This window comes from Pseudomonas sp. OV226 (assembly GCF_003148705.1).
Classification (GTDB): domain Bacteria; phylum Pseudomonadota; class Gammaproteobacteria; order Pseudomonadales; family Pseudomonadaceae; genus Aquipseudomonas.
Genome location: NZ_QGGS01000012.1, coordinates 135728 through 160432, shown reverse-complemented (window position 1 = coordinate 160432; position 24705 = coordinate 135728). Strand labels below are relative to the sequence as shown.

Annotated in this window: 20 protein-coding genes and 2 pseudogenes; 10 read left to right on the top strand and 12 right to left on the bottom strand. The window is 59.6% G+C overall.

All coding sequences use genetic code 11. The features are described 5' to 3' along the window. Positions 1–114 (top strand): annotated as a pseudogene (locus tag C7534_RS19790) (dipeptide ABC transporter ATP-binding protein); the annotation flags it as partial. Positions 115–682: 568 nt separating this feature from the next. Here the strand turns inward: C7534_RS19790 and C7534_RS32865 are convergent. The 5 genes and pseudogenes from C7534_RS32865 to C7534_RS19765 form a co-directional block, all read right to left on the bottom strand. Beyond that, a pseudogene (locus tag C7534_RS32865) lies at positions 683–1139 on the bottom strand (transposase); the annotation flags it as partial. Positions 1140–1324: 185 nt separating this feature from the next. Beyond that, positions 1325–2668 (bottom strand): OprD family outer membrane porin, encoded by a 1344-nt coding sequence (locus tag C7534_RS19780; RefSeq protein WP_077431894.1) that lies wholly within the window; start codon positions 2666–2668, stop codon positions 1325–1327. 141 nt (positions 2669–2809) lie between these two features. Next, the gene (locus tag C7534_RS19775) at positions 2810–4078 is read right to left on the bottom strand and encodes an MFS transporter (protein ID WP_223524962.1); all 1269 of its coding nucleotides are present in this window, start codon (positions 4076–4078) and stop codon (positions 2810–2812) included. Positions 4079–4197: 119 nt separating this feature from the next. Then, entirely contained in the window at positions 4198–5271 is a 1074-nt protein-coding gene (locus C7534_RS19770; RefSeq protein ID WP_223524964.1) for a M14 family metallopeptidase, read from the bottom strand. Then, entirely contained in the window at positions 5268–6092 is an 825-nt protein-coding gene (locus C7534_RS19765) for a gamma-glutamyl-gamma-aminobutyrate hydrolase family protein (RefSeq protein ID WP_077431897.1), read from the bottom strand. The genes C7534_RS19770 and C7534_RS19765 overlap by 4 nt, the downstream gene beginning before the upstream one ends. 108 nt (positions 6093–6200) lie before the next feature. On the opposite strand from C7534_RS19765, the gene C7534_RS19760 reads away from it, so the two are divergent. Continuing rightward, complete coding sequence (locus C7534_RS19760; protein WP_158283928.1) at positions 6201–7130, top strand: LysR family transcriptional regulator; 930 nt, start codon at positions 6201–6203, stop codon at positions 7128–7130. A gap of 135 nt (positions 7131–7265) precedes the next feature. Beyond that, positions 7266–7514, top strand: coding sequence for a DUF2790 domain-containing protein (locus C7534_RS19755; protein ID WP_223524968.1), 249 nt, complete (start codon positions 7266–7268; stop codon positions 7512–7514). Between the two features lie 302 nt (positions 7515–7816). Here the strand turns inward: C7534_RS19755 and C7534_RS19750 are convergent, their stop codons facing one another. The 6 genes from C7534_RS19750 to C7534_RS19725 all read right to left on the bottom strand — a co-directional run bounded on the left by C7534_RS19750 (position 7817) and on the right by C7534_RS19725 (position 14724). Continuing rightward, a complete protein-coding gene (locus tag C7534_RS19750) occupies positions 7817–9376 on the bottom strand; it encodes an amino acid permease (protein WP_046030566.1) in 1560 nt (519 codons plus the stop codon). Positions 9377–9515: 139 nt separating this feature from the next. Beyond that, positions 9516–10676 (bottom strand): iron-containing alcohol dehydrogenase, encoded by a 1161-nt coding sequence (locus C7534_RS19745; protein ID WP_109786758.1) that lies wholly within the window; start codon positions 10674–10676, stop codon positions 9516–9518. A gap of 3 nt (positions 10677–10679) precedes the next feature. Continuing rightward, positions 10680–12071: an aldehyde dehydrogenase family protein gene (locus tag C7534_RS19740; protein WP_109786757.1), complete on the bottom strand. Its 1392-nt coding sequence runs from the start codon at positions 12069–12071 to the stop codon at positions 10680–10682. Between the two features lie 7 nt (positions 12072–12078). Next, positions 12079–13452, bottom strand: coding sequence for a glutamine synthetase family protein (locus C7534_RS19735; RefSeq protein WP_046030559.1), 1374 nt, complete (start codon positions 13450–13452; stop codon positions 12079–12081). Positions 13453–13567: 115 nt separating this feature from the next. Beyond that, positions 13568–14092 carry a G/U mismatch-specific DNA glycosylase gene (gene mug, locus C7534_RS19730; RefSeq protein ID WP_046030556.1) on the bottom strand — a complete coding sequence of 175 codons (525 nt, stop codon included), beginning with the start codon at positions 14090–14092 and terminating at the stop codon, positions 13568–13570. Between the two features lie 8 nt (positions 14093–14100). Continuing rightward, positions 14101–14724 (bottom strand): TetR/AcrR family transcriptional regulator, encoded by a 624-nt coding sequence (locus C7534_RS19725; protein ID WP_046030553.1) that lies wholly within the window; start codon positions 14722–14724, stop codon positions 14101–14103. A 228-nt stretch (positions 14725–14952) separates the two neighbouring features. Between C7534_RS19725 and C7534_RS19720 the strand changes: the two genes are divergently transcribed. The 5 genes from C7534_RS19720 (at position 14953) to C7534_RS19700 (ending at position 21063) form a co-directional block, all read left to right on the top strand. Then, entirely contained in the window at positions 14953–16089 is a 1137-nt protein-coding gene (locus C7534_RS19720) for an HlyD family secretion protein (RefSeq protein WP_109786756.1), read from the top strand. Further along, complete coding sequence (locus C7534_RS19715) at positions 16089–17573, top strand: DHA2 family efflux MFS transporter permease subunit (RefSeq protein ID WP_109786755.1); 1485 nt, start codon at positions 16089–16091, stop codon at positions 17571–17573. The genes C7534_RS19720 and C7534_RS19715 overlap by 1 nt, the downstream gene beginning before the upstream one ends. 19 nt (positions 17574–17592) lie before the next feature. Next, on the top strand, positions 17593–19065 hold the full coding sequence (locus C7534_RS19710; protein WP_109786754.1) for an efflux transporter outer membrane subunit: 1473 nt from the start codon (positions 17593–17595) through the stop codon (positions 19063–19065). Between the two features lie 31 nt (positions 19066–19096). After that, entirely contained in the window at positions 19097–20047 is a 951-nt protein-coding gene (locus C7534_RS19705; protein WP_109786753.1) for an aldo/keto reductase, read from the top strand. Positions 20048–20124: 77 nt separating this feature from the next. Next, positions 20125–21063 (top strand): LysR family transcriptional regulator, encoded by a 939-nt coding sequence (locus tag C7534_RS19700; RefSeq protein ID WP_109786752.1) that lies wholly within the window; start codon positions 20125–20127, stop codon positions 21061–21063. A 51-nt stretch (positions 21064–21114) separates the two neighbouring features. Here the strand turns inward: C7534_RS19700 and C7534_RS19695 are convergent, their stop codons facing one another. Further along, the gene (locus tag C7534_RS19695; RefSeq protein ID WP_077431903.1) at positions 21115–21378 is read right to left on the bottom strand and encodes a DUF2790 domain-containing protein; all 264 of its coding nucleotides are present in this window, start codon (positions 21376–21378) and stop codon (positions 21115–21117) included. Positions 21379–21604: 226 nt separating this feature from the next. On the opposite strand from C7534_RS19695, the gene C7534_RS19690 reads away from it, so the two are divergent. Further along, positions 21605–22615: a helix-turn-helix transcriptional regulator gene (locus C7534_RS19690; RefSeq protein ID WP_046030534.1), complete on the top strand. Its 1011-nt coding sequence runs from the start codon at positions 21605–21607 to the stop codon at positions 22613–22615. Positions 22616–22769: 154 nt separating this feature from the next. Beyond that, entirely contained in the window at positions 22770–24617 is a 1848-nt protein-coding gene (locus C7534_RS19685; protein ID WP_109786751.1) for an amidohydrolase, read from the top strand. Positions 24618–24705 lie beyond the last annotated feature (88 nt).

Sequence of the window (24705 nt, the reverse complement as noted above, 5' to 3'; positions counted from 1 at the left end):
TTCCACAAGCGCTGCCCGTATGCCACCGAGCGCTGCAGCACCGAAGAGCCAGCCCTGCGCCCTCTCGATAACCGCCAGGTGGCTTGCCACTACGCGGAAGACATCAGCGACTGAGCCACCGGGGTTGACAGGCCGCGTCCTTGTCCACCCCCCCACGCCAGCCGACGGACTGAGCGCCCCGGGTTTCCTGGACAAATCTGACGGACAACCCTGCGAAAGGAGACCTCCGTCAACGTCCGCTATTGGCCCAGAGTGTGTAAAAACGCTCATGGCCTCATCGCTTTCGATCATCGACGTTCGTTGGCTGAGCGATTGCGCAGTCAACGCCGTGGGTCGCATAAGTCTCGACCTAGAACACGTCAACGCTGTTTTTACAGCCTCAGGGATGGGCCAAAACCAGCCTTTTTTATGCCAACAGCACCTTCATCAAACCGTGAGTACCGTTGATTTTCATGACCCGTTTCAGGTTGTAGGCGAGCACATTCAAACTCATCACCGCGCTCACCCCGGCCCGTTTTCGGGTCAGGGAGTGCGCCGCACCAGATCAGCGCCTCTCCAGCCGGGCAGATGTATTGGTTTTTCCCGCGTCATAGATGAACGCATCGTTATTAAAACGCCCGTCAGCCTTGGCTCCAGAGATCATCGGTTTGGGCACATAGGCGGTGATGCCGGCATCGTGACAAGCGACCAGATTTTCTCCGAACAGTCCCAACTGCTGACACAGCACAACGAACTGGCGACAGAAGCCTCGGATGGCCTTGCTGTTGTCTTTTCGGAAGTTGGCGATGGTCTTGAAATCGGGTGCAAAACGCCCGATCAGCCACATTGGTTCGACGTTGCGCTGGGCTTCTCGCTCCAAACGTCGGCATCGACTGGATGCGGTTGAGATAGCCATAGATGTAGATCTTCAGCATGATCGCGGGGTGGTAAGCGGGCCGGCCAGTATCGGCTGGAACGGCACCTTCAAAACCCAGATTGACCAGATCAAGTTCGTCGACAAAGACGTCGACTACGCGCACCGGATTGGTATCGCTGATGTAGTCGTCGAGGCTCTCTGGAAGTAAGGTGCCTTGGCCTCGATGTTCACCTCGGATAACGCGCTCATGGGCGATCCCTGCGATGAAATCCTCAGAAATCATAGCAAGGGTTCGCGAAGGCGTTTTGACACACTCTGGGCCGATTGCTGCCCTTGGCGAGAGACAGAAAACGGCCAAAAGCAGTGAGTGCTTTTGAATCAAAAGCTACCCTGTTTATACAAAACCAGAATAAGTCCGTACGCGCCTTATTCTCCTCCAGTATTGCTGATTACTGGCATTTGCTCGGGTTACAGAATTTTGAAGGGAACGTTGATAATCAAGCGGAACTCTTCGATATTGTTTTCCAGCTGGAGTGGGCTGGACCGGTGCCAGACATAGCCGCTCATCACACTCGCACCCTTGAAATTACCAGACTGCAAGGTGTAGCTGGCCAGCGTGCCGACTTCATACTCGTTTTCGTTGTCCTGTTTTTTAAAGTCGGCATACATTCCGTTTGAGCCACCATTGTAGTGGGTAGCATCGATGCCCCAGCCCTTGATGTACCAAATAGAGGTCTTCAAGCCTGGCAGGCCGTAAGCGGCAAAGTCGGTCATATAATTAACCTGGAACGACTTTTCGTTTGGCCCGTTATAGTTCGAGAGCCCGAGGTTGGGCAGGTTGATCGCATTCGACTCACCGACAAAGTCGAAGAATTCGTCGCCATCGATTTTCTGCAGTCCAAACTTCAGCGTATGGTTTTTCCAGGTCGGGGCGACGCTCAGGCCGTAGGCCTGCTGGTCGATATAACCCCCTTTCTCGGCTCCACTCGACTGAGTGTTATAGACATCCAACTGCATGTCGGTACTGATCGGGCCCCACTGGTATTTCTTGCCCAGACCGAAGTATTCACGGTCCCAGATATCGTCGAAGCGCGACAGGTAGGCACTGGCGCGCCATCCGCCTTTGGTCACGTAGTCTGCGCCACCGTAGGCAATGAAATCGCCGGTGACGTGCCTGTACGTATAGGTCGGGGTCAGATCCTGAGTGCCCGCGCCGGTCCTGGGGGATGCTCTGTCAAAGTACCCGGACTTGACCGTCAGACCGTCGATATCATGGCTTTCCAGCGAAACACCGTCGAAGGAAGCAGGCAGAGTCCGGGTGTCTGCGTAACCCATGACCGGCGTTCTGGACATCTGCTGCCGACCGACTTTGAGCGTTGTCTGCGCGAGTTTTACCTTCAACGCCGCCACGCCGATTTTGCTCCAGTCGTCGACCACATTGCCGTCCTTGTCCACCAGCACGCGGTTGCTGCCGCCAGCCGTTGCCAGCTGGCTGCGCTCCAGCGCCACTGCCGAATAGGTTGAGACGTCGAGACCAAACCCCAGGGGGCCTTGAGTGAAACCGGATATGTAATCCAGCTTGAAACCCTGCACCCAGGCAGTACGGTCTCGCACCGCGCGGGGGCCTTCATTGGTCTGTGCGCGGAAGTGCACAGCCTTGCTGCCGATTTCATGGGAATACCACTGACGGGTATTGAGCGTCAGGGTGCTGTCTTTGGCAAACCCATGTTCCTCTGCATAAACCGGCGACGCTGAAATAACAGCCGCGAGCATACCCGCCGACCATACTGGCAACTTTTCTGTGCGGTACATTGACTGTGCCTATAACTGTGGTGTTAACAGACAAACGTCTGAAATTATTGTTATTGTTTTATAGGGAGGCCGAAGGCGCTTTTTGAGCGCTTTTCAAACTCCCTCTTCGCAAAAATTCAATCTTCCACGGGGTGCCAGCGGTTATTCCTGAACGTTGGTGTCACGTGATTCAGGCAGCATCCGCATGGCAATAAGGCTAACTATGCTGATACCGACCAAGTACCAGGCGGGGGCCATGGGGCTGCCGGTTGCAGCAATTAGCCAAGTGACGATGAATTGGGTACTGCCACCAAATATCGCGGCACCAATGGCATAGGTAATTGACAGGCCGGTGCTGCGCACAGCGATCGGCAACAGCTCCGGTACCTGGACGATACCCGCCGCGCCAAACATGGCAGTCAGGGCTGCAAGTACCGCATTAACGGTTAGCAACGTGACCAGGCTTGGTGAACCCGTGAGCCACAGGAACAGCGGGACGATCAGCAAGGTCAGCGCGACCCGAGGCAAAATGTTGGTCAGGCGCCGTCCGTAACGATCACTCAGGTGCCCACCAATCAGGGAAAAGGCAAAGGTCACAATCCCACCGATCAGTACACTGCTTTGAGCAACCGCTGCCGGCAGCTTCAGGACCTGTACCGCGTAGCTCACCATGTAGTTGCCAATCTGCGATGCGACCGCGATCGAGGCGAACAGCATCATGCCGAGGATCAAAATCTTTTTGTGGTTACGCAGCACCTCGCCGACTATCGCGCTACCGCTGCGTTCTTGCGTGTCCTGATGGGTTTCGGGCAGGGACTTGCGCATGTACACCACCAGAGGGATCAGCACCAGGCTCAGCAGGAACGGAATCCGCCAGCCCCAACTCGCCAATTGCTCAGTGCTCAGGCTCAGGGACAGCACCACCCCGAGCATGCCACCCACGGCAACGGCCAAGCCTTGGCTGGCGACTTGCCAACTGGCGTAGAAGCCACGGCGGCCGGGGGGTGCAGCTTCAATCAACAGTGAGGTCGCAGGACCCAGCTCGCCGCCCAGGGCCAGGCCCTGCAGCAGACGGCAAAAAACCACGAAGATGGGGGCCGCGATACCGATCGTTTCGTAGCTCGGCGTGATGGCGACGCCCAGCGTGCCGAGGGTGATCAGGGCCGCTGTCAGGATCATTGCCGGTTTGCGCCCGGCCTTGTCGGCAAAGGTGCCGATCAGCACACCGCCCAGTGGCCGCGCGAGAAAGCCGACGCCAAAGGTCGCTGCCGCTGCCATCAGGCTGCCGTACTCGCCTGACACCGGGAAAAAGGCTTTGCCGATGTAGATTGCGAAATACGCATAGATGACAAAGTCATAGAACTCGAGCGCATTACCAGCCACCGCGGCGGCAACTGATTTCTTGCTGAGGGTGGGGTGTGGAATTGCCATTTCAGGACTTTCCTCACTCGGGTTCTCAGTGATCGATACTGTCGAGTAGTTCATAGATCAAGATCTCTGTATTTATTAGAATTAATCTTAAACAAGTCCCTGTTTTCCGATGTTTGCCCTTACCAGTTTTCCAGCCCTTGTAGTGCCTGAGTCACGACATGGCTGGCTTGCGTCCAAACGGGTGTTTTCCAGTCCGCGTGGTTGGGGTAGAACAAATCCTTGAGTCGTTGGGTGATCTCGCTGCTTTGCGCCGTGTTCTGCTTGCCGTGACGGAAAACCCAGTGATCAGCCCGCAGCGTCGTGATTATTTGCTCAATCGGGTAGGTACCAAACTCCAGGCAGATGCCGATGTGTTTAGCCGCTGGGCATTCCTGCGAAATGGCCACCTGAATGGGGCCGCTCATCGGCACGCTGGTAGAGCTGCCGGCATGTACGTCGGTGATCTCACCCCACCAGTTCCTGGCTTTCTCCAGGGTGCAGATGTCGCGGGTGGCGAATATTTTTTCCCCGTAGCCATAGGGGCCGAGTCCGGTATGGACGTCCACAGAAGCGATGACCGTGGCGTTTGCCGCATAGGTACGCAGGATCTGCCGGAAGGTGGTGTTGCTCCAGGTCGGCGTCAGTCCACCAAAGAACATGCCATCCGGGTAATGGTACTGGCCCAGGGAGATGGCGCACTGGAACTTCTTGTCACCGTGGGTCATACGGTATTGCTGCAATACCTGATCATCCTCGGGGGGCCATTGCGCAGGAAGCAGGGCCTCATGAATTTCGTGGTAACCCTCGTTTTCCGGAAGCGGACCGTCGAACTGAATAAAGTTACGGTTCAGGTCTACGTTTTCCTGGGTCACTCGGCGCAGGTGGGAAAAGCCGTGCGGGTTAATCGCGTGAACATAGAGAATCGCCGTGTCGTCCGGCTTGGGCGGATCGAGCTGTAGTGCGCCAGTCTGCACGGCCGATCCAGGGAAACCTTCCACGCCATGGACGCCACTGAGCACGATCAGCACCTTGGAAGCGTCCCTTGGACCGTCGAACACGACATCCGTTGCCAGCGTTTCGTCCCTGCCACCCTTGAGATTCAGCTCATAGCTGTCGATCGACAGGCTTCGCTGGTTGGCAGCCGCAAAAAACTTTTCGCGTGCTTGTGCATACGAATCACTGAATAGATCGTCGATGTGTTCTGCGTTCATCATGAAGTCAAAGTCTCGACGTGTGCAGCGTGTACGATTGAACGCAGGCGCGTTTCGCGGCGGCGTCGGCAGGCATCACCAAATGCCTCGAATATGTCGCGGGACAGTCGGTCATCGTGCACGCGCATCTCCGGATGCCACTGCACCGCCAGGGCGAAGCTGCTGGCGCCAGTGACCGAAAACGCCTCAATCAGCCCGTCCGGTGCGGTGGCCTCGACAGTCAGGCCAGTCCCAAGCCTTGCGATGCCTTGATGGTGCAAGGAGTTGACTTGCGCATCATCCGCGGCGTGCAGTCGGGACAGTAGTCCACCCGCAGCAACCTTGATGCCGTGACTGTACTGATACCACTCGACAATGGGTCTGGAATGGTCACCTTCGCGGTGGTCAATGGCCCCGGGGCGCTGATGAACGGCACTGTCCAGCGTGCCACCCCAGGCAACATTCATCTCCTGGAAGCCGCGGCATATGCCCAATACCGGGACCCCTGCATCCACCAGCCTTCTGACGAGCGGTAGAACCGTTGCGTCTCTGGCCAGGTCCAGCGTCGATATGTCCGGCGTAGCGGTGCCGCCATAACGCAGAGGCGAAATATTTGACGGGCTGCCGGTGAGCACCAGCCCATCGACGTTGGCCAGCAGGCTGTCGAAGTCGATGGCATCGGGATCAGCGGGCAGCGCCAAGGGCAATGCGCGAGCTGTACTCGCCACTGCGTCCACGTAGCCGTGCAGCAAGGTATGCGCAGGATGGCCATAGCGATCCACGCGATCGGTGGCGATGGCAACAAGTGGTCTGGCACCGTCCGCGAATAGTGGCGATCTGGTCATGGTCAAGTCCCGTAGGGGTAAACGAGAACCCAGTCTATGAGATGGTTAAATCATGGTAAATTGCATAATAAATTCAGATTTCATGCATTAACTGCAAGTGAGAAACCCATGAACACCCGACAGTTGCAGCACTTTCTTGCCCTGATGAACACCGGATCGCTCAGCGCTGCGGCTGATGCGGTGCACCTGAGTCAACCGGCGCTCTCCAGAAGCATCAAGGCGCTGGAGGACGAACTGCGGGTGTCGCTCTTTGACCGGACTAATCGTCGCTTGCATCCCACGCCATTCGCGATGGAATACCTCGAGCGGGCAAAGCGCATCGTTTTCGAAGAGCGTGACGGGGCGCGAACGCTGAATCTGATGAAGAATGGGGCCTATGGTCCGCTCGCGTTCGGCTTGGGCTCCTCGGTTGCCCTTGACTTCCTGGCCTCGCTAATCCGGCAACTGCTTGCTACGGGCCCGGGCTTGAAGATCCAGGCTCAGGTACACAGTACCGATGTGCTGCTGGACGCCCTGCAAAAGGAAAAGCTCGACTTCTTCATTGGTGATGTTGGTGCGGCAGCCCGCTACCCGGAGCTAATGGCCGAGCCTTTGTACACATGCAGTTTTGGCTGGTTCGCCCGGGCCGGGCACCCACTGGCCGGGCGCAAGGGCCTGACCATGGATGACCTCAAAGAGTACCCGCTGATCGGCTCGGGATACATCAGTGAGATGTTGGCACTGAAGATGGCCCATCTCTATGGCATGCAGTTGCCCATCGAGACCAACTTTGCCGCGAGCATCAATAACATCGAGACGGCGCACGACCTGATTCTCAGTACCGACGTGCTTTTTCCCACCACCTTCCTCGCCATGATCAAACTGCTCAGGGAAAAGTCCGTCGCAATCCTTAATGTGCAGCCACCCTTTGAACTAGACCTGACCCTGGGCATCGTAACGATCCGGCATCGGACACTGACACCCGCTGCGAAGCAGTCGTTCAGTATCATCCGTTCGTACTTCCAGGAGGCGGAGCAGGAGATCGCGGCTTATCTATAGTCGCGCCTGATGGGGCGCGTTACCCATCACGGGTCCATACTGGTTGATTGCATCGACCACAAAAGTGACTCAGGCAGTCACTCGATCAACTGGACAGGGAATGCGAAGCGCTACAGAAATACTGAGGAAACGAAAATGAAAAAAACATTGTGTTTCGTCATGCTGGTGCTGACTACAGGTCCGGTGCTGGCCGTCAGCCCGTCACCTGTCGCCGACACTCAGTATAAGTATGGGATGCACCTGGATATCGCCGAGGTGGTCTCGGTGACGGCAACACCCGTCGAGGATGCAGTTTATCCGGTGACCATGGAATACATTGACCATCAAGGCCAGACGCAACGGCTTGCGTACATCGTGACGGACACCACCTGGGGTGGTAAGTAGTTCCAGTCAGGGCGCGCGTCGCGATTGATGCCGGGTGTGTGGAGTTGATCGGCAAGGTCGCGGCCGCTTTCTGCCCGTGCTGACCGGCAGCAATTGACCGGCAGCCGGCTGATACAGAGACCACGTCACCACCACCCTTGCGACGTTGCCTACGGGTACGCCAGAATCCGCCGGCTTTGCTAGTTTCCCCGGTCGACTAACCTGCGTACAGCTGCCTCCCTCTCGTTTAGTCATTGATCTATTTACTCGCATAAAAAACGGGACGTTCAGCGTCCCGTTTTTTATGGCGAAGGCGATTAGTTTCAAGCGCGCTTGTTCAACGCCGCCTCAGCCGCTGCAATTTCTGCCTGACGCTTGACGATCATGTCGCCCACCGGCGGCCCCTGGAAGCGGCGGGCTTCAAAGCCGAACCAGACGATGGCCGTCAGCACCAGGAAACCAATAGTGATGTACAGCGCCCAATCGTTCGGTGGCTGGATACCGATGACGAAAATAATGATCATCGACAGCACCGAGAGCAGGGCAAACACGGTGTACCAGAAGCGCCCCATGTTCCACGGGCCCATGGTTGGCCATTTCGAGGTCCCGTAGGTGAACAGGCCCAGCACGATGGGAATGATGAACGAGAAGAACAGGAAGATCACCGTGCAGGACACCACGATCGTATAGACCGGCGTTGCCCCCACCGAGATCACCGACGATCCCCAGTCGAACAAAACGGCGAGGGTGGCACCGGTCCAGATCGCGGCCACCGGGCTGCGAAAGGTCGGCGAGACCGAGGCCAGCGCTTTGGAGCAGGGCAGGCCGCCGTCACGTGAGAACGCGAAGATCATGCGCGAAACCGAGGTTACCGTCGCCAAGCCGCAGAGGATCTGCGAGATGAAGATCGCCACATACAGCGCGATTTTCAGCGTCGGGCTGACCTGCGCGTTCATGGCCCAAAAAAAGACATTCCAGCCTTGTTTGGCCGCCTCGTCCATGTTCGGCAGCATCAGTACGAACGAGCTGAGCATCACCCAGCCGAACAGCAACGACCAGACCACCGACATGACCATGCCGCGTGGCACTGAAACGGCCGCATTGCGGGTTTCCTCGGAGGTGTGCGCAGAGGCGTCATAGCCGGTGATGGTGTAGATCGGCAGCAGCAGGCCGAGCATGAAAATCCAGCCGTTCGACACTTGTGGCCAGACACCGCCGCCGGCATCGCCGGAGTAATTGCTGAAGGTCCACAACCGCGCGACTTCATAGCTGGGCGCCGAGATCAGGCAAACGATGGTCAGCGCCAGCGCTGTGGCGAAAATCAGGTACCCGGAAAAGTCAGTCAGCTTGGCGGTCAGGCCGATCCCCAGGTGGTTGCACAAGGCCTGGAGGCCCGTCAGCACCGCGAGGAAAATCACCCGGACGGTGGTCGTGTCTTCCATGCCCAGTGCCGGTCCGAAGGCACCGAAAAAGAAGTAATAGGTGCCGACGTTGATCGCACCCAGCACGGTGACCAACCCCAAGAGGTTGAACCACGCGGTCAGCCATCCGGTAAAGCGGTTGCCGAGAATCGAGCCCCAGTGATACAGGCCGCCAGCGGTGGGGTACGCCGAGGAAATCTGCGCCATGGCCATGGCGAACACCCCGGAGATCAGGCAGCCAATCGGCCAGCCGATGCCGATGGACGCGCCGCCCGCGCCGGAGGTGCCCTGGGCGAGTGAGTTGATCCCGCCCGAGAGGATGCAAATGATCGAGAAGGAAATCGCGAAGTTGGAGAAAACCCCCATTCGTCGCGAGAGCTGCTGGGCGTAGCCCATGCTGTGCAGCACCTTGACGTCGTCGTCATGCGGCGTGTCGGTGCCGGGTTGGCTTGCTGGATTCATGTTGTGTGCCCCATCAGGTTTTGATACGCATCCATCCGGGGTTCCGGACGGTCTGGCTTTCAACCCCTTGTCGTACTGCTCCTGTCTCCCACCTGTCCGTGCGCTGCATTCAAAAGTCGGGCGCCGACAGTCAACTGCTCTACAGGCGGCCGTGATACGCCGCGTCGAAAATTTCCGCCGCACCGGCCCGCGTCAATGGCAGCGGGTTGCCGCCGGCAGAAGGGTCGACAATCGCCATGTCCGCGATCAGGTCGGCCTGTTGATCATCCACCCCCAATTCGACCAGCGTGTGTGGTACGCCGATGTCTTTGCGCAGTTTGAGGATGAAGGCCAGAAAACTGTCGAAGCTGGGGGAGGGCAGGCGTAAATACGCGGCCAGGCGCGTGATGCGTTCTTCGATGGCCGGGCGATTGAATTTCAGGACATACGGCATGAAGGTCGCATTGGTCATGCCGTGATGCGTGTCGTACAGCGCGCCCACCGGATGCGACAGGGCATGCATCCCGCCCAGTCCTTTCTGGAACGCGGTGGCGCCCATCGCCGCTGCCGCGAGCATGTGCGCGCGCGCCTCAAGGTCGGACGGCATGTGCACGGCGCGCACCAGCGCGTTGGCCACCAGGCGCATGCCTTCCACGGCGATGCCATCGGCCAGCGGGTGAAAGCCGGGGGCGCAGTAGGATTCAAGGCAGTGGGCCAACGCGTCCATGCCCGTGCCGGCGGTGATTTTGGCCGGCATGCCGACGGTCAGGGCCGGGTCGCTGATGACCACGCGCGGCATCATTTTCGGGTGGAAGATGATGCGTTTGGTGTGGGTGCGTTCATCAATGATCACCGCCGCACGGCCCACTTCCGAACCGGTGCCCGCGGTCGTCGGCACGGCAATGACCGGGGCGATGCGGCTTTCGTCGGCGCGGGTCCAGTAGTCGCCGATGTCTTCGAAATCCCAGACCGGGCGCGTCTGGCCGCTCATGAAGGCGATGAGCTTGCCCATGTCCAGGCCACTGCCGCCGCCGAAGGCGACCACACCGTCGTGGTTGCCGGCGCGCCAGGCGTCGAGCCCCCCCGCCAGGTTGGCTTCCACCGGGTTCGGCTTGAGGTCGCAAAACAACGCGACGCCGAGGCCGGCAGCGCGCAGGGCATCCAGTGTGGCGATGGTCATCGGCGCACGCGCCAGGCCGCTGTCGGTGACCAGCAGCGGTCGCTCGATACCCTGGCTGCGGCAAGTGTCGGCGAGTTCGGCGATGCGGCCGACACCAAAGTGGACGCTCGTGGGGTAATTCCAATTCCCGGTCAGGCTCATGGCTCAGATCTCATGGCGCAAATGGAAGGATTTGGCACGGGTCAGGTGTTCATAACCGAGGCGCGACAGGGTGACGCCGCGCCCGCTGTTTTTCACCCCGGTCCAGGCCAGGGCCGGGTCCAGGTAATCGCAGCGGTTCATGAATACGGTGCCGGTGTCGATTTCGTTGCCGATACGTTCGGCGGCGGCGAGGTCTTGGGTCCAGATCGAGGCGCTAAGCCCGAACTCGCTGTCATTCATCAAGGCGATGGCTTCGTCGTCGCTGGCCACCGGCATGATGCCGACCACCGGACCGAAGCTTTCATCACGCATCACCGACATTTGATGGGTGACGTCGACCAGAACCTGCGGCGCGAGGTAAGCACTGCCCGGCGCGTCAGCCGGGAACGTGGTCGGGTCGATCAGTGCCTTGGCGCCCAGGGCCAGCGCTTCGGCGATCTGACCACGAACGAACACCGCAGCGCCCGGTGTCACCAGTGGGCCGAGGGTGGTGGCTTCGTCCAGAGGATTGCCGAGCACGTATTGGCGAGTCAGCGCGGCGAAGCGCTCGACAAATACCGGGTAGATTTTCTCATTGACATAAATGCGCTCGACGGCGCAGCAGCTCTGCCCGGAATTGAAAAAGCTGCCGTCCACCAGGTTTTCCACCGCGTGGTCGAGGTGGGCGTCTGCCCGCACGTAGGCCGGGTCTTTTCCGCCGAGCTCCAGGCCCAGGCCGAGGAAGCGCCCGGTGGCCGCGTTTTCCATCGCGTGGCCGGCGCCCACCGAGCCGGTGAAGTTCACCTGCTGCACGCGTGCGGAACCGATGATCGCGGCGGTCTGGTCGTGATTCAGCAACAGATTATTGAACAGGCCGGCGGGCAGATGGGCGCGGGCCGCCGCTTGCGCAAAGCGTTCACCGACCAGCAGCGTTTGCGAGGCGTGTTTGAGGATGACGCTGTTGCCGGCCATCAACGCCGGAATGATCGTGTTCACCGCCGTCAGGTAAGGGTAATTCCAGGGTGCAATGACCAGCACCGTACCCAGCGGTTCACGCTGGATAAGCCGACGAAACCCCGCGACCGGTGTGGGTTCAATCGCGGCCAGCGCTTCGGGGGCAATGGCGATCATGTGGCGGGCGCGTTCTTCGAAACCACGCAATTCCCCAGCGCAATATCGGACCGGGCGGCCCATTTGCCAGGCCAGTTCCGGGACGATGTCGTCTTTCATCGCCAGCATTGCGTCCACCACGGCGCTGCACAGGGCGGCGCGCTCGCTCAGAGGCCGGCGTTTCCAGTGCGCCTGGGCGTCTGCGGCAGCCGCCAGCGTGTGTTCGATCTGCGTCGCGTCGGCGTATTGGCGTTCGGCATAAATCCGGCCATCGACCGGTGAGATGAGTTGGATCATGGCGGTCATGCTCTGCTCAATAGCGCTCGAATCCGCGCTGCAATTCCCAGTCGGTGATCCGCCGGTCGTACTCTTTCTGCTCCCATTCGGCGGTGTGCACGTAGTGGTCGATCACCTCATCGCCGAACGCTTCACGCAACATGGTGGAGGTCTGGAGCGCGGCGCTGGCTTCGCGCAACGTCTTGGAGACTTCAGGCAGGTGTTCGTCGAGGTAGGCGTCACCTTCAAAGGGCGGCGCAAGGTTGAGCTGCTCGTCGATGCCGGCCAGGCCCGCCGCGATCAGGGCCGCAAAGGCCAGATAGGGGTTGAGGTCGGCGCCGCCGATGCGGCATTCGATGCGGATGGATTTGCTGCTTTCGGCACACAACCGGAAGCCGGCGGTGCGGTTGTCGCGGCTCCACACGGCCCGCGTCGGAGCAAAGGTGCCAGCCTGAAAGCGTTTGTACGAGTTGATGTAGGGCGCGAGAAAGCAGGTGATGTCGTTGGCGTACTTGAGCTGCCCGGCCACCCAGGATCGCATCAGTGTCGACATGCCGAACTCGGCCTTGGCGTCGAAGAACAGCGGCTTCTTGGCGTTCTTGTCCCACAGCGAGTTATGGATGTGGCTGCTGGAACCGGCGGCGTCATAGCGCCACTTGGCCATGAACGTGATCGCCTTGCCTTGCAGTTGCGCTATTTCCTTGCAGGCGTGTTTGATGATGACGTGGTGGTCGGCCATGGTCAGGGCATCGGCGTAGCGGATGTTGATCTCTTCCTGCCCCGGGCCCCATTCACCCTTGGAATTTTCCACCGGGATGCCGCAGGCCTGCAGATGCTTGCGAATCGCCCGCAGCACCGGCTCTTCGCGGGTGGTCTGCAGGATGTTGTAATCCTCGATGTAGTGGCCGGCGGTTTTGGGCTTGTAGTAGTTGCGCTTGTGGATGGACTCGTAGGTCTCGTCGAACAGATAGAACTCAAGCTCCGAGGCGAACATGCCGGTATAGCCACGCTCGCGCAGGCGCTCGACCTGCTTTTTCAGGATCGCCCGCGGGCTGTGCGGCAAGTCGCGTCGATGGTGGTGATCGAGCACATCACAGAGCACCAGCGCCGTGCACTCCAGCCACGGCACCTTGCGCAACGTGCTCATGTCGGGTTTGAGCACGAAGTCGCCATAGCCCTTGCTCCAACTGGCGGCGGCGTAACCCGGCACGGGTTCCATGTCGATGTCGTCGGCCAGCAGGTAGTTGCAACAGTGGGTTTCTTCATGGCCGCTGTCGATGAAAAATTCGACCTGGAATCGTTTGCCGACCAATCGGCCTTGCATGTCGACCATGCAGACCAGGACGGTATCAATTTCGCCGGACGCGGCGGCACGCTTCAGTTCATCAAAGCTGAGTTGGGGCTCGGTCATCACGTCAGTCCTGCGTGAATAGTGTGGGCCTGTCTGAAATAGCTGTTGCAGACGCTCTTCAGAAAAACCCAAACCCTGCCGGAGCGAGCATCGTGCGCAATAAGCTGCCCTTAGCTTAGCCTACTGTCGATTTGTGCAAGTTTTGATGGAGTTGGCGATACGCGCCCACCAGTTGATCAAGCGAGAACGCAAGATTTCGCCCGCTCGGATTGGGCAAGACCCAGACCTGTGCATGACCGAAGGTGTCGGGTTGTAGTCCCCAGGGAATGTCGCGCCGGCCCGATAGCGCGCAGTACGCCGCTTTGCCGAGAAACGCCACAACGCGCGGCCCGTAGCGGGCGATCTTCTGTTCGAAGCTTGCCGCGGCGGCCATGAACTCATCGCGCGACAGCTGATCTGCGCTCGCTGTAGGCCGTTCGACCACGGCGGTCAAGCCGCAGCGATACTGCAAAATCGTCCGGTCGTTTTCCGGGCGCACCTGCTCGGGGGTGAACCCGGCGAGATGCAGGGTGCGCCAGAAACGATTGCCCCGGCCTGCAAAATGATGCCCTTGGGCGGCGGCCGTCAAACCCGGATTGATCCCGCAAAAAATCACGTCGAGCTGTTCGGCCAGAATGTCTTCGAGTCTTTCGCCCGCCATAAAATCTCTCAACCGCAGATCACGTTGACGGCGTTGCGTGCCAGTTCAGTCAGTTCTTCGCGGGATTTTCCCGCCCGTGCCCGTATCGAAATGCTGTGCAGCAGGGAGGAGGCGAGGACGGCGAGGGCTGTCGGGTCGACGTCGTCTTTCAATTCTCCGGTGGTGATTGCGGTTTGCAGGCGTGCTTCGAGATCGGCATCGAGTCGGCTCAGGCGATCTGACAATACCTCACGGATTTCAGAATCTTCCACGGCTTCGGTCGTTGCGGTGCCGATCGCAAAGCAGCCACGGGGTTGGCCTTCGCCCGAGAAGTAGATCGACAGCTGACCTTCATAGAAACGCATCAACGCTTCACGCAGGGTCAGTTGCTGGTCCGTCAACGCCTCGTGCATGGCGGCGGCGGCAAATTCCCAATATTGCTCAAGCGCTTTGATGTAGAGCGCGTGTTTGTCACCGAAAGCGGCATAGAGGCTGGGGCGATTCATGCCGGCCGCGGTGGCGATGCTGTCCAGGGAAGCGGCGGCATAACCGGTACTCCAGAACACACCAAGCGCTTGCTGCAATGCGGTCTGCGGGTCATAGGCGCGGGGTCTTCCCCGGACTTTTGCTTCGGTAATCTTTTTTTGTGCCATGGCGTACAAAATCCTTGTGCGGAGGTGAGTCGAGGAATATTCTTACACCATCGCACAAAATTAAGGAACCAGAAGTTCCTGATTTCAAGGTTTGTTGTAGCGGAGCTCGAACTGGGTATTGCGGCGACGAAACACGGTGCGGCGGAGCGATCCTTCTGACTGCGCACGGCATGGCTGTTTCTTTGTGGGTATTAGCCCCCGACTTCCCGGTTAAAGGTGTATTCGATCATGACCAAACAGTTCGACATTCCAGCGACACAAACCTTTGAGCACCCAGGGCCGAACCCGACAGGCACGCCTGCCAGGAAACTGCTTAAAGCGACACTGCGTCCCCTGCTGATGGTGGGCCTGCCGGCGCTCTTTGCGGCGATTGGCTACGCACACTACATGGCCGGCCAGCCTTTCATGTCGACCGATAACGCCTACGCCCGTGTGGCGAAGGCCTCGATCAATGCGCGCACGTCCGGCCAGGTGATCGACATTGCAGTCGAGGACAACCAGCCGGTTCGCAAGGGCCAGGTGTTGTTCCGCATCGACCCCAAGCCATTGCAAATCGCCGTTGACCGCGCACAAGCGCAGTTGAGCGTTGCCCGGTTGCGCATCGATGGGCTCAAGGCCAGCTACCGCCAGCAACAGGCGGAACTGCAATCGGCCAAAGAGTCGGCCGATTTCGATCAAAAGGAGTTTGGCCGCAAGAAGGCGTTGGTCGCTTCCGAGTTCGTTTCGAAGTCCCTTTATGAACGTGCAGACACCGACCTGAAAGTGTCACGGCAACGAATCGTCTCCATCGAACAGCAGATCGCGAGCACGGTGGTTGCCTTGAACGGCAACCCGAACATCAACGTCGACAGCCACCCGACCGTTCGCGAGGCCCAGGCGCAGCTTGATGAAACGCAGCTCAATCTGTCCTACGCAACGGTGTATGCACCGGACGATGGCATCGTGGCCAAAGTCGACGATTTGCAGGTTGGCAACTATGTGAACAACGGTGCGCCGGCGTTTGCGCTGCTGTCTGATCGCCAGGTGTGGATCGAGGCCAATTTCCGTGAAACGCAGGTGGCGCACATGCGCCCGGGCCAGAGTGCGACGATCCGCATCGATACCTATCCGGATCACGAATTCAAAGCCCACGTGGTCAGCATGAGCCCCGGCGCCGGTTCGGATTTCGCACTGCTGCCGCCCGAAAACGCGACCGGCAACTGGGTCAAAGTGGTGCAGCGGGTACCGGTACGCCTCGAACTCGAAGAGGTCGACCCGCAGATGCCGCTCTACTCGGGGATCAGCGCCACGGTCAAGGTCGATACCGGGCATCGCACGTCGTGGTGGTATCCAATCAAAGCATTGTTGACCGCAGGTGCCTCCTGATGAACGCCATTCCTGCCAGACCTCAAAATGCGCGCGCGTTAAGGTTTGCCGCGTTGCTTGCGACTTATATGCAATCGGCCAACCTGCCGTTGCCCAATGCCGTGCTCCGGTTGATCCAGGGCAGTATGTCGATGACCGACGACCAGGCTGGGTGGATCTTCACCTCGTACCTTGCCGCCAGCGCGATCACGATGCCGATTGCTCAATGGCTCGCCGGGCGCTATGGCTTGAAGCGGGTTTACCAAACCGCGTTGTTCATGTTCATGCTGGGCTTATGGCTTGCCACCCTGGCGACGACGCCGCTGGAATTCATCGGCGCGCGCATCATTCAGGGCCTGGCGAGTGGCGTGCTGGCACCGCTGTCGATGGCGATTGCCATGGAAACGCTGCCACTGGAGAAACGCGCGAAGTTTGGCGCGACGTGGACCGCCATCGTGCTCTTGGGCATCGTCAGCGGCCCGAGCATCGGCGGCTGGGTGGCCGAACATTTCGACTGGCGCCCGATCTTCTACATCAGCCTGCCGCTGTCGGCGTTTATCTTCCTGGTGATGGCGCTGCTGCTTGCCGAGAAAAAGGCCGAGAAACGTCCCACGTTCGATTTCTTTGGTTTCGGCACCTTCACGCTGTCGCTGATCAGCCTGCAGATGTTGCTCGATCGCGGTGAACGCCTGGACTGGTTTGCCTCCCCCGAGATCTGGCTGGAAGCGATCGGCTGTGCACTGGGGTTCTACCTGTTCGTGGTGCATGTGCTGACCGCGAAGGTGCATTTCCTCAACAAGCGCTTGTTCAACGACCGCAACTTCATGCTGTCGACCGTGATCTTTTTCGCCGTGGGTTTCGTGCTGCTGTCGACCATGGCACTGACCTCGCCGATGCTCGATGAAATTCTCGGCTACCCGCCTGACACCACCGGTGCCCTGACGATACCGCGTGGCATGGGACTGGTCGGTGCGTTTCTGTTGATGGGGCGAGTGCCCGAGCGTTTCGACCGTCGGCTGTTCGTGGCAGCAGGTGTCGCCATCGTGGCGTATGCCAACTGGATGATGCTCGGCTATTCGCCGCTGATGGACGCGTCGCCGGTGGCGGTGGCCGGGGCGGTGCAGGGCATTGGAATCGGCATCTTGATGCCGTCGCTGACCAAGGTCGCGTTCAGCACGCTCGACCCCGCGTTGCGCCCGGAAGGCACCGGTTTTTTCAATTTGTCCCGCGTGTACGGAAGCACCCTGGGCGTTGCGATTGTGCAGCTGTTTTTCTTCAACAACATGCACGCGATGCACATGGCACTGGCCAGCAATATCACGCTCTACGGCGCCGTCGCGCATTCCGCACCGGGCTCGCTGCAAGCACTGGCGGGGCTTAACGAAATGATCACCGGGCAAGCGGCGTTTATTGCCGTGATCGACCAATTCAAGATTTTGATGTTCGCGATGCTGGTGGTGAGCCCACTGGTGATCTTTCTTCGCAAGCCCGTTGCGACCAACTAGTTTTCGTGGAGTTTGCCTCATGAAATCCAATGCGCGCTTCATCAATGCACAGCCGTTGAAAACCACGTTTGGCGCAGTGTCGGTGCTGATGTTCCTGTCCGCCTGTGCGGTAGGCCCCGATTATCAGATACCGCCACCCAGCCAGTCGCAGCACTTTGACCAACAGGCCGAGCAGCGTCTTGGCCAGAGCGGCAACATTGATCTGGGCAAGAAGGTCACTGGCGATTGGTGGTCTGCGTTTCGCTCGCCAAAACTCGATCAGGTAGTGCGCCGGGCCATCGACGGCAATCTTGAACTTGTGGCTGCCGATGCCACGATCCGCCAGGCCGCGTCCTCCGTCGCGGCGGCGCAAGGTGCGCTGTATCCGCAGGTTGATTTCGGCGCTCAGGCCGGTCGCGTACGCACCCACAACGGGCCGGAGCCGGTTGTCTCGAACTTCTATGCCATCGGTCCACGGGTTGGTTTTGACCTGGACGTGTTCGGCGGTAACAAGCGACAGGTCGAACAGCAGGAAGCGCTGACAGCCTTCCAGAAACATCGCTACGAAGCGGCGTACCTGACCCTGACGGGAAATGTCGCCAGCCAGGTTTTGTTGATGGCCTCTGCCAACGCGCAGATGCAAGCCGTGGAAAAACTGCTGGCCAATGACATCAAGAACCTCGAACTGGTGCGCATGGCGCATGCCAATGGCGCCACCACGCAGATCGACGTGTCGCTGGCCGAAACCCGGCTTGCACAGGACCGCACGCTGCTGCCGCCCCTCGCTCAACAGAGCGATTCGGCCCGGCATGCGTTGTCGATTTTGACGGGCAAAGGCCCGGCCGACTGGATCGCACCCGACTTCGACCTTGGCGAGTTTGCCTTGCCGTCGGGCGTGCCGGTCAGTTTGCCCTCGGAAATGGCCCACACCCGGCCGGACGTGCTGCAAGCCGAAGCGCAACTGCACATGGCCAGCGCCGCCGTCGGTGTCGCGACCGCCAACCTCTATCCCCATGTGGAGCTGACCGCGTTTCTTGCGCAGTCGGCATCCGGTAATGGCGGTGCCGCACTGTGGGGGTTCGCCGCCGGGGTGGCGGGGCCGATCTTCAATGGGGGCACACTCAAGGCTGAGCGCCAGGCGGCGGTCGACGGCTACAACGCGTCGCTCGCTGACTACCAGCAAACCGTCATCACATCGTTCGGTCAGGTCGCCGACACGCTGCAAGCCATCAACCATGACGCCGAGGCAAACCTGGCCCAGGAGGACGCCTTACGTGCCGCCGACAGTAGTTTTCGCTTGAACCAGCAAGCGTATGCCCAAGGCGAAAACAGCATTCTCCAGGTGCTGGAAGCAGAGCACGCCTATGAGCAGGCGTTGCTTGGGCACATCCGGGTGAAGACCGCGCAGTACCTCGACACCGTTCAGTTGTTTGTGGCGCTCGGCGGCAATTCCGTTGGCGTTTTCGAGCAACGGGTGGCCAGTCGTGAAGCACCGAAACGTTCATATCAGTAACGGCTGCGGCCAGAGAGAGTGGAGTCAAGACATGTCATATGAAGCCTTTCACGATGAACTTCGCGAAACAAAATTTGCGCTCAATCATGGATCGGTAGCGATGCCAGCCGTTGGGTTCGGCACATTGTTCCGGGACCTCAGCGTTACCACCCAAGCCGTCACTCACGCGCTAGAAACAGGCTTTCGTCATTTCGATTGCGCCGAGCGTTATCGAAACGAGGAGGGCGTGGGCGTGGCGATCAAAGCGTTCCTCGACACGGGCAAAGCCCGGCGCGAGGACCTGTTCATCACCACCAAGCTGTGGAACACCAACCACCGTCCGGAGCGCGTATTGCCGGCGTTCGAGGCCAGTTGCCGACGGCTTCAGGTGGATTACATCGATTGCTATCTGATCCATACGCCTTTTGCCTTTCAGCCCGGCGATGACCAGGACCCAAGGGACATCTACGGCCACATCATTTATGACGGGGGCGTGACGCTGATCGAAACCTGGCAGGCCCTTGAACGCCTGGTGGATGAAGGACGCTGCAAGACCATCGGCTTGTCCGACATCACCTTGCCGGCGCTTCAGAAGATTGTCGAAGTGGCGCGGATCAAACCTGCCGTGGTGCAGGTGGAAGCCCATCCGTATCTGCCGGAATGGGAGCTGCTGGAGTTTTGCAAGCAGCATGGAATTATCGTCCTCGCGTTTGCCCCACTCGGCCACGGCATGGAGCCCGCCGTACTCGAAGACCCGGTGATTACCGGCATCGCAAAACACGTGCACAAAACCCCGGCGCAAGTCGCGTTGGCCTGGTCGGTACAGCGTGGCGTGGCGTTTCTGACCACCTCTGCAACACTGAGCCATATCCAGGAAAACTTTGATCTTTCCACGTTGCCGCATCGGGCCATGCGTGAAATTCAGGACGATATTACGACCCGGGTGCGCTTCAACTCGGTCGTTGAAACGGGAGTCCCCGGATTCATCCCGCGCCAAAAGTAATGCACGCCAAAGCGCCGGCCTGATGCCTGGCCGGCGCTATTATTCCTGCACATCAATCTTGCGCCGAGGCGAAAACGATGGACGTTTTCCAGACCATGCGATGTTTCATAGCCGTTGCCCAAAGCGGCAGCTTTACGGCGGCGGCCAAGACGCTGGACACCACGACCACCCATATTTCCAAAGCCGTCTCCAGCCTGGAGGCCAGGTTGCAGGCACGCCTGATCAACCGCACGACCCGGCGCCTGGCCCTGACCGAGGCGGGGCTGCGCTATTTGCAACGCTGCGAGAAGATCATCGACGAGATGCGTGATGCCGATGAGGAAGCCGGGACGGCGAAAATCAGGCCCATGGGCCGCCTCAAGATTCATGCGATGTCCGCCATTGGCAATCACTACGTGATCAACGCCATCGCCAAATACAGAGAAACCCACCCATCGGTGATGTTCGATTTGACCCTGACCAATCGGCTGCCTGATTTGCTGGAGGAGGGCTATGACATGTCGATTGTGTTGGCACGGGATCTGGCCGATTCCGGGTTTGTCGCGCAGAGGCTGGGCATTACCTACAGCATCCTGTGCGCCTCGCCCGCGTACTTGAAAAAACGCGGCGTGCCCGACACGCCAGGTTCACTGGGCGAACATGATTGCCTGCGGATCGTGAATACCGTGATGCCGACTGAGAACTGGGTATTTGAAGGGCCTGAAGGCGTGGTGACAGTGAGTACGCCGTTGTCTCCCTTTCACGTCAACACGGCCGATGCGATGACGGTTGCCATTACTCAAGGGATGGGCATCGGGATTCAACCGATTGCTTCTGCAGTAGAGGGTTTGAAAGCGGGGACGTTGGTGCGGGTGCTGCCTGAGTATCACTTTGAAGAGCTGAATGTCTTCGCCATTTACCCGTCACGAAAGTTCGTCGATGCGAAAATAAAAACCTGGGTAGAGTTTCTTAAACACTACATTCCGGTCTTGCTGGCCTCAGATGAAAAAATCGTCGGCTCGGCAATCAGCAGATAGTCGCCAGTGCCGTCGGTATGGAGTGTCGACCCTCCATCGCCTGCACCTGTCTCAACCGTTTGAACACCCGGTGCCCATCACTTGATATTGAAGGACGTGTTGTTGACCGTGGGAGTCTTCATACGTCATTTGCGCGGGACCCGGGCCGCACTGGTCTCCGACGTCGCTCACGCTAATCACCCGTTTGATGTCCAGTTGAGTGGCGTAGGTATAGGTTTCAACCGAGAGCCTGGTAGTTGAAGCGCTATCGTCGGCCCAAGCCTGTGTTCCGGCACTGGCAAACGCCAGCAGGATTGCGATTTTCGAAAGGTTCATGGTGTTCACCGTATCGTTTGAGGATGACCGGATTGATCATCCCTTTGCTTCCTGTGAGCACAGGCTGAATGCTCATCGGGTAGGGACGATGCTAGGGGTTTGTCCAACCCCCAAACAGCGGCTCGCAAGACAAACACTGTTGCCGGATGGCGCATGAATACAGGGCTGCTGGACGCCATCGCGACCGCTGTGGCATGGTCGGCGAAAAACCAACGGGATCAAGATGATGGAGGAGGGTGTAGAGCTCGGCGGCACACCGTCGATGGCGATGCTCAAGGCATTCAATCGTTGTGTGTTGCACCTCGGGCGGCTGGCTCGGGAGCGTGGTGCCTCGCAATTCATCGAAGACGGACTGCAAGCCTTTCGCCAACTGGTGCCATTTGCTTCCGCCTGGTGGGGCGAGATGTCCACGTCGCACGCCAACGTGGCGCCCAAAAGCTGGATGCACGGGCGCATCGACCTGCCTGAATCGTTTGCTGCTGAATGGCACAAGAGTGCGGGCAGCGACAAGTTTTCCCATGACACCTTGAACCAGCCCGGCGAAGTGGTGCGCGACAGCGGGTTCACCGATCCCGATGAAGAGGTCGACGCATTCGCTCGCCGTCACGACCTCTACCACCCGATGTGCATCACCTTCGAGCTGCCCGAAAGCGGCTTGATGTTTTTTGTCTGCCTCTATCGCGGTGCACACGCCCCCGGATTCAACGACAGTGAAGCCGCGTTGTTTTCAGCGTTCTGCGACCACCTGTTGCAGTTATGGCGATTCCAGGTGCAAGACATGATCCGCTTCGACACCGGTAACGGCGCCAGCGACTTCGGGGTCGCGCGGCTGGACGGCACGCTGCTGTACGTGGGCGCCAATCTCTGCGCTGTCATTCAGCGCGAGGTGGCGGGGTGGCACGGTTCAATGCTGCCCGCGCCCGTGATCGCGCAACTGCAAAAGGCACCGTGTGTCATGCGTCTCGGGCGGTGTGCGCTGACCCTCACCCCGAATGCCGAGCACGTCATTCTGTCTCTCGAAGCGCAGTCGCGCGGGGCAGTACTGGCCCCACGCGAACGAACGGCGGCGATGCTGTTCGCCGCCGGGCACTCCTACAAGGAAATTGCCAGGATCCTGGGCTTGAGCCCCTCGACCGTGCGCACCTATCTGCGCAACTGCTATTTGCAACTCGGGGTGAAGAGCAAGATCGAGTTGGGGTCTGTCCTGTCAGTGCAGGCACGCCGCGAATCACCGTGACGCCCCCCGATTTCGCCTGATCAATCACTGACCCCTCCTCATTTGCAGAGGTCCATATAACCGCCGCGCGCTATAGGGTATGCCCTGCATATCAAGGGCTTGTGCGCAGGCTGTTCGGGCCACTTCGAAAACTATAAAAACAGAGGTGAGGCAGTTGAAATTTTCCAGGCTTTTTATCGCCATGGCGGCGACAACCGCAGTGTCCGGTATGGCGTTGGTGGGGTGCCAGACGCAGGGTTCCCATCCGGCCGACATGGTCATGCGCAACGGTTATGTCTACACCGTCGATGGGCAGAATTCGGTGCAGCAAGCGATCGCCATCACGGGCGGGAAGATTGTCTATGTCGGTAACGACGAAGGGGCGGCCTCGTACATCGGCCAGCAAACGCAGCTGATCGATCTGGCGGGGCGCATGCTGATGCCGGGCTTCATTGATGCGCACATGCACCCGGGGGACGGCGGCCGCGCCATGACCTTGTGCGACCTGAAATATCAGACCATGACCCGCAAGGTGTTCCAGGAAACCATTCAGGCATGCCTGGATGCCGACAAGGGCAAGGGCCCCGATGTCTGGCTTGAAGTGGGCAGCTGGGATCGCATGGGCATGGATGGCCTCGACGGTGACCCTGACAAGTCGACGCTGGACGCACTCAAGACGGATCGGCCGATTCAGGTCCGCTCCACCGATTTTCATACCGTGCTGACCAACTCTCGCGGCCTGGCGGTCGCCGGCATCAACAAGCACACGGCCAATCCAGGTGACGGCAAGTACGTGCGCGACAGCGCCGGCAACCCGACCGGCATCTGCGAAGACGGCGCTGCCGATGCCATGGCCGCCGTGGTGCCACCCGCCACCGACGCAGAAAAACTCAACCAGACCCGCGCCGCGCTCGATGCCATGCGCCAGCAGGGCATCACCAGTTTCTTCGATGCCTTGTCGGGGCCGGAGAATGGCAAGGCGTTCACCACGTTGCAGCAGTCGGGTGAACTGACCGCGCGGGCCTTGCTGGCGATCAAACTGGACCCGGCTGCGGCAGCGGCGGATCCGGCCAAGACCATCGCTGAGGCCAAGGCAATGGCCGCCACCTACGATCAGGGCGAAGCCAACGTCGCGCCGGGTGTGAGCATGCGTCACGTCAAATTGTTCATGGACGGCATCATCAATGCCCCGGCGGACACCGGTGCGATGTTGGCGCCGTACCTGCACAACGCCGGCACCGACAAGGCGCCGAAATGGGCGCCGGGCAAAAACGTCGGCGAGCTGTATTTCCCGCCGCAAGTGCTCAAGCCGCTGCTGTTGCAAGCCGTGCAGGCCGGTCTCGACCCGCACCTGCACGCCACCGGAGACCGCGCCGTGCGTGACTCGCTCGACGGCATCGAATACGTGCGCCAGCAATTGCCCGGCAACGGCTTTCGCCCGGCCATTACTCACAACGAGTCCGTGGACCCCGCCGACTACGGACGTTTCAAGGCGCTCGACGTGACCGCCAACATGTCCTTCCAATGGGCGCAGCAGGCGCCGTCCACAGTCGACGGCACCAGCGATCACCTCGGCCCTGCGCGTTTTGCCCGCATGGAGCCGTCGGGCAGCATCGCCCGCGCTGGCGGCCGTGTGGCGTATGGCAGCGACTGGCCGGTTGACCCGCTCGATGAGTTCCTGGCGCTGAAGATCGGTGTCACCCGTTCAGGCGACCCGCTGAACCCGCACAGCTATGGCCCCAAGTACGCCGGCCGACTCAACGCCGCCCCGGCGCTGTCGCGTGCCGAGGTACTGCGCACCATCACGGTCAACGCCGCCGAGCAACTGAAACTGGAGAAAGTCGTGGGTTCGGTCGAGGTCGGCAAGTTTGCTGACGTGATCGTGCTCGACAAAAACTTCATGCAAGTGCCCGAGGACGAGTTGGCCCGTAACTCGGTGCTGATGACGGTAGTCGGCGGCAAGGTGGTGTGGGCCAAGGCGCCGTTCGCGGGACAAGTGGCCATGACCGAACAACAAAAATAGCCCATGCCGGCTAATGCCGATCAGCTAAGCAATTTTTGCTGTAACGCAATGTCTGTAGCAGCTGGCGAAGCCTGCGTCCGGCTGCGCA

Excerpts from the sequence above, each read along its gene's own strand:
- C7534_RS19760 (WP_158283928.1), top strand. The coding sequence starts at position 6,201 with ATGAACACCCGACAGTTGCAGCACTTTCTTGCCCTGATGAACACCGGA.
- C7534_RS19695 (WP_077431903.1), bottom strand. The coding sequence starts at position 21,378 with ATGAACCTTTCGAAAATCGCAATCCTGCTGGCGTTTGCCAGTGCCGGA.
- C7534_RS19690 (WP_046030534.1), top strand. The coding sequence starts at position 21,605 with ATGGAGGAGGGTGTAGAGCTCGGCGGCACACCGTCGATGGCGATGCTC.
- C7534_RS19720 (WP_109786756.1), top strand. The coding sequence starts at position 14,953 with ATGACCAAACAGTTCGACATTCCAGCGACACAAACCTTTGAGCACCCA.
- C7534_RS19770 (WP_223524964.1), bottom strand. The coding sequence starts at position 5,271 with ATGATGAACGCAGAACACATCGACGATCTATTCAGTGATTCGTATGCA.
- C7534_RS19755 (WP_223524968.1), top strand. The coding sequence starts at position 7,266 with ATGAAAAAAACATTGTGTTTCGTCATGCTGGTGCTGACTACAGGTCCG.
- C7534_RS19705 (WP_109786753.1), top strand. The coding sequence starts at position 19,097 with ATGTCATATGAAGCCTTTCACGATGAACTTCGCGAAACAAAATTTGCG.
- C7534_RS19780 (WP_077431894.1), bottom strand. The coding sequence starts at position 2,668 with ATGTACCGCACAGAAAAGTTGCCAGTATGGTCGGCGGGTATGCTCGCG.
- C7534_RS19775 (WP_223524962.1), bottom strand. The coding sequence starts at position 4,078 with ATGGCAATTCCACACCCCACCCTCAGCAAGAAATCAGTTGCCGCCGCG.
- C7534_RS19715 (WP_109786755.1), top strand. The coding sequence starts at position 16,089 with ATGAACGCCATTCCTGCCAGACCTCAAAATGCGCGCGCGTTAAGGTTT.
- C7534_RS19750 (WP_046030566.1), bottom strand. The coding sequence starts at position 9,376 with ATGAATCCAGCAAGCCAACCCGGCACCGACACGCCGCATGACGACGAC.
- C7534_RS19765 (WP_077431897.1), bottom strand. The coding sequence starts at position 6,092 with ATGACCAGATCGCCACTATTCGCGGACGGTGCCAGACCACTTGTTGCC.
- C7534_RS19710 (WP_109786754.1), top strand. The coding sequence starts at position 17,593 with ATGAAATCCAATGCGCGCTTCATCAATGCACAGCCGTTGAAAACCACG.
- C7534_RS19700 (WP_109786752.1), top strand. The coding sequence starts at position 20,125 with ATGGACGTTTTCCAGACCATGCGATGTTTCATAGCCGTTGCCCAAAGC.
- C7534_RS19745 (WP_109786758.1), bottom strand. The coding sequence starts at position 10,676 with ATGAGCCTGACCGGGAATTGGAATTACCCCACGAGCGTCCACTTTGGT.
- C7534_RS19725 (WP_046030553.1), bottom strand. The coding sequence starts at position 14,724 with ATGGCACAAAAAAAGATTACCGAAGCAAAAGTCCGGGGAAGACCCCGC.
- C7534_RS19735 (WP_046030559.1), bottom strand. The coding sequence starts at position 13,452 with ATGACCGAGCCCCAACTCAGCTTTGATGAACTGAAGCGTGCCGCCGCG.
- mug (WP_046030556.1), bottom strand. The coding sequence starts at position 14,092 with ATGGCGGGCGAAAGACTCGAAGACATTCTGGCCGAACAGCTCGACGTG.
- C7534_RS19740 (WP_109786757.1), bottom strand. The coding sequence starts at position 12,071 with ATGACCGCCATGATCCAACTCATCTCACCGGTCGATGGCCGGATTTAT.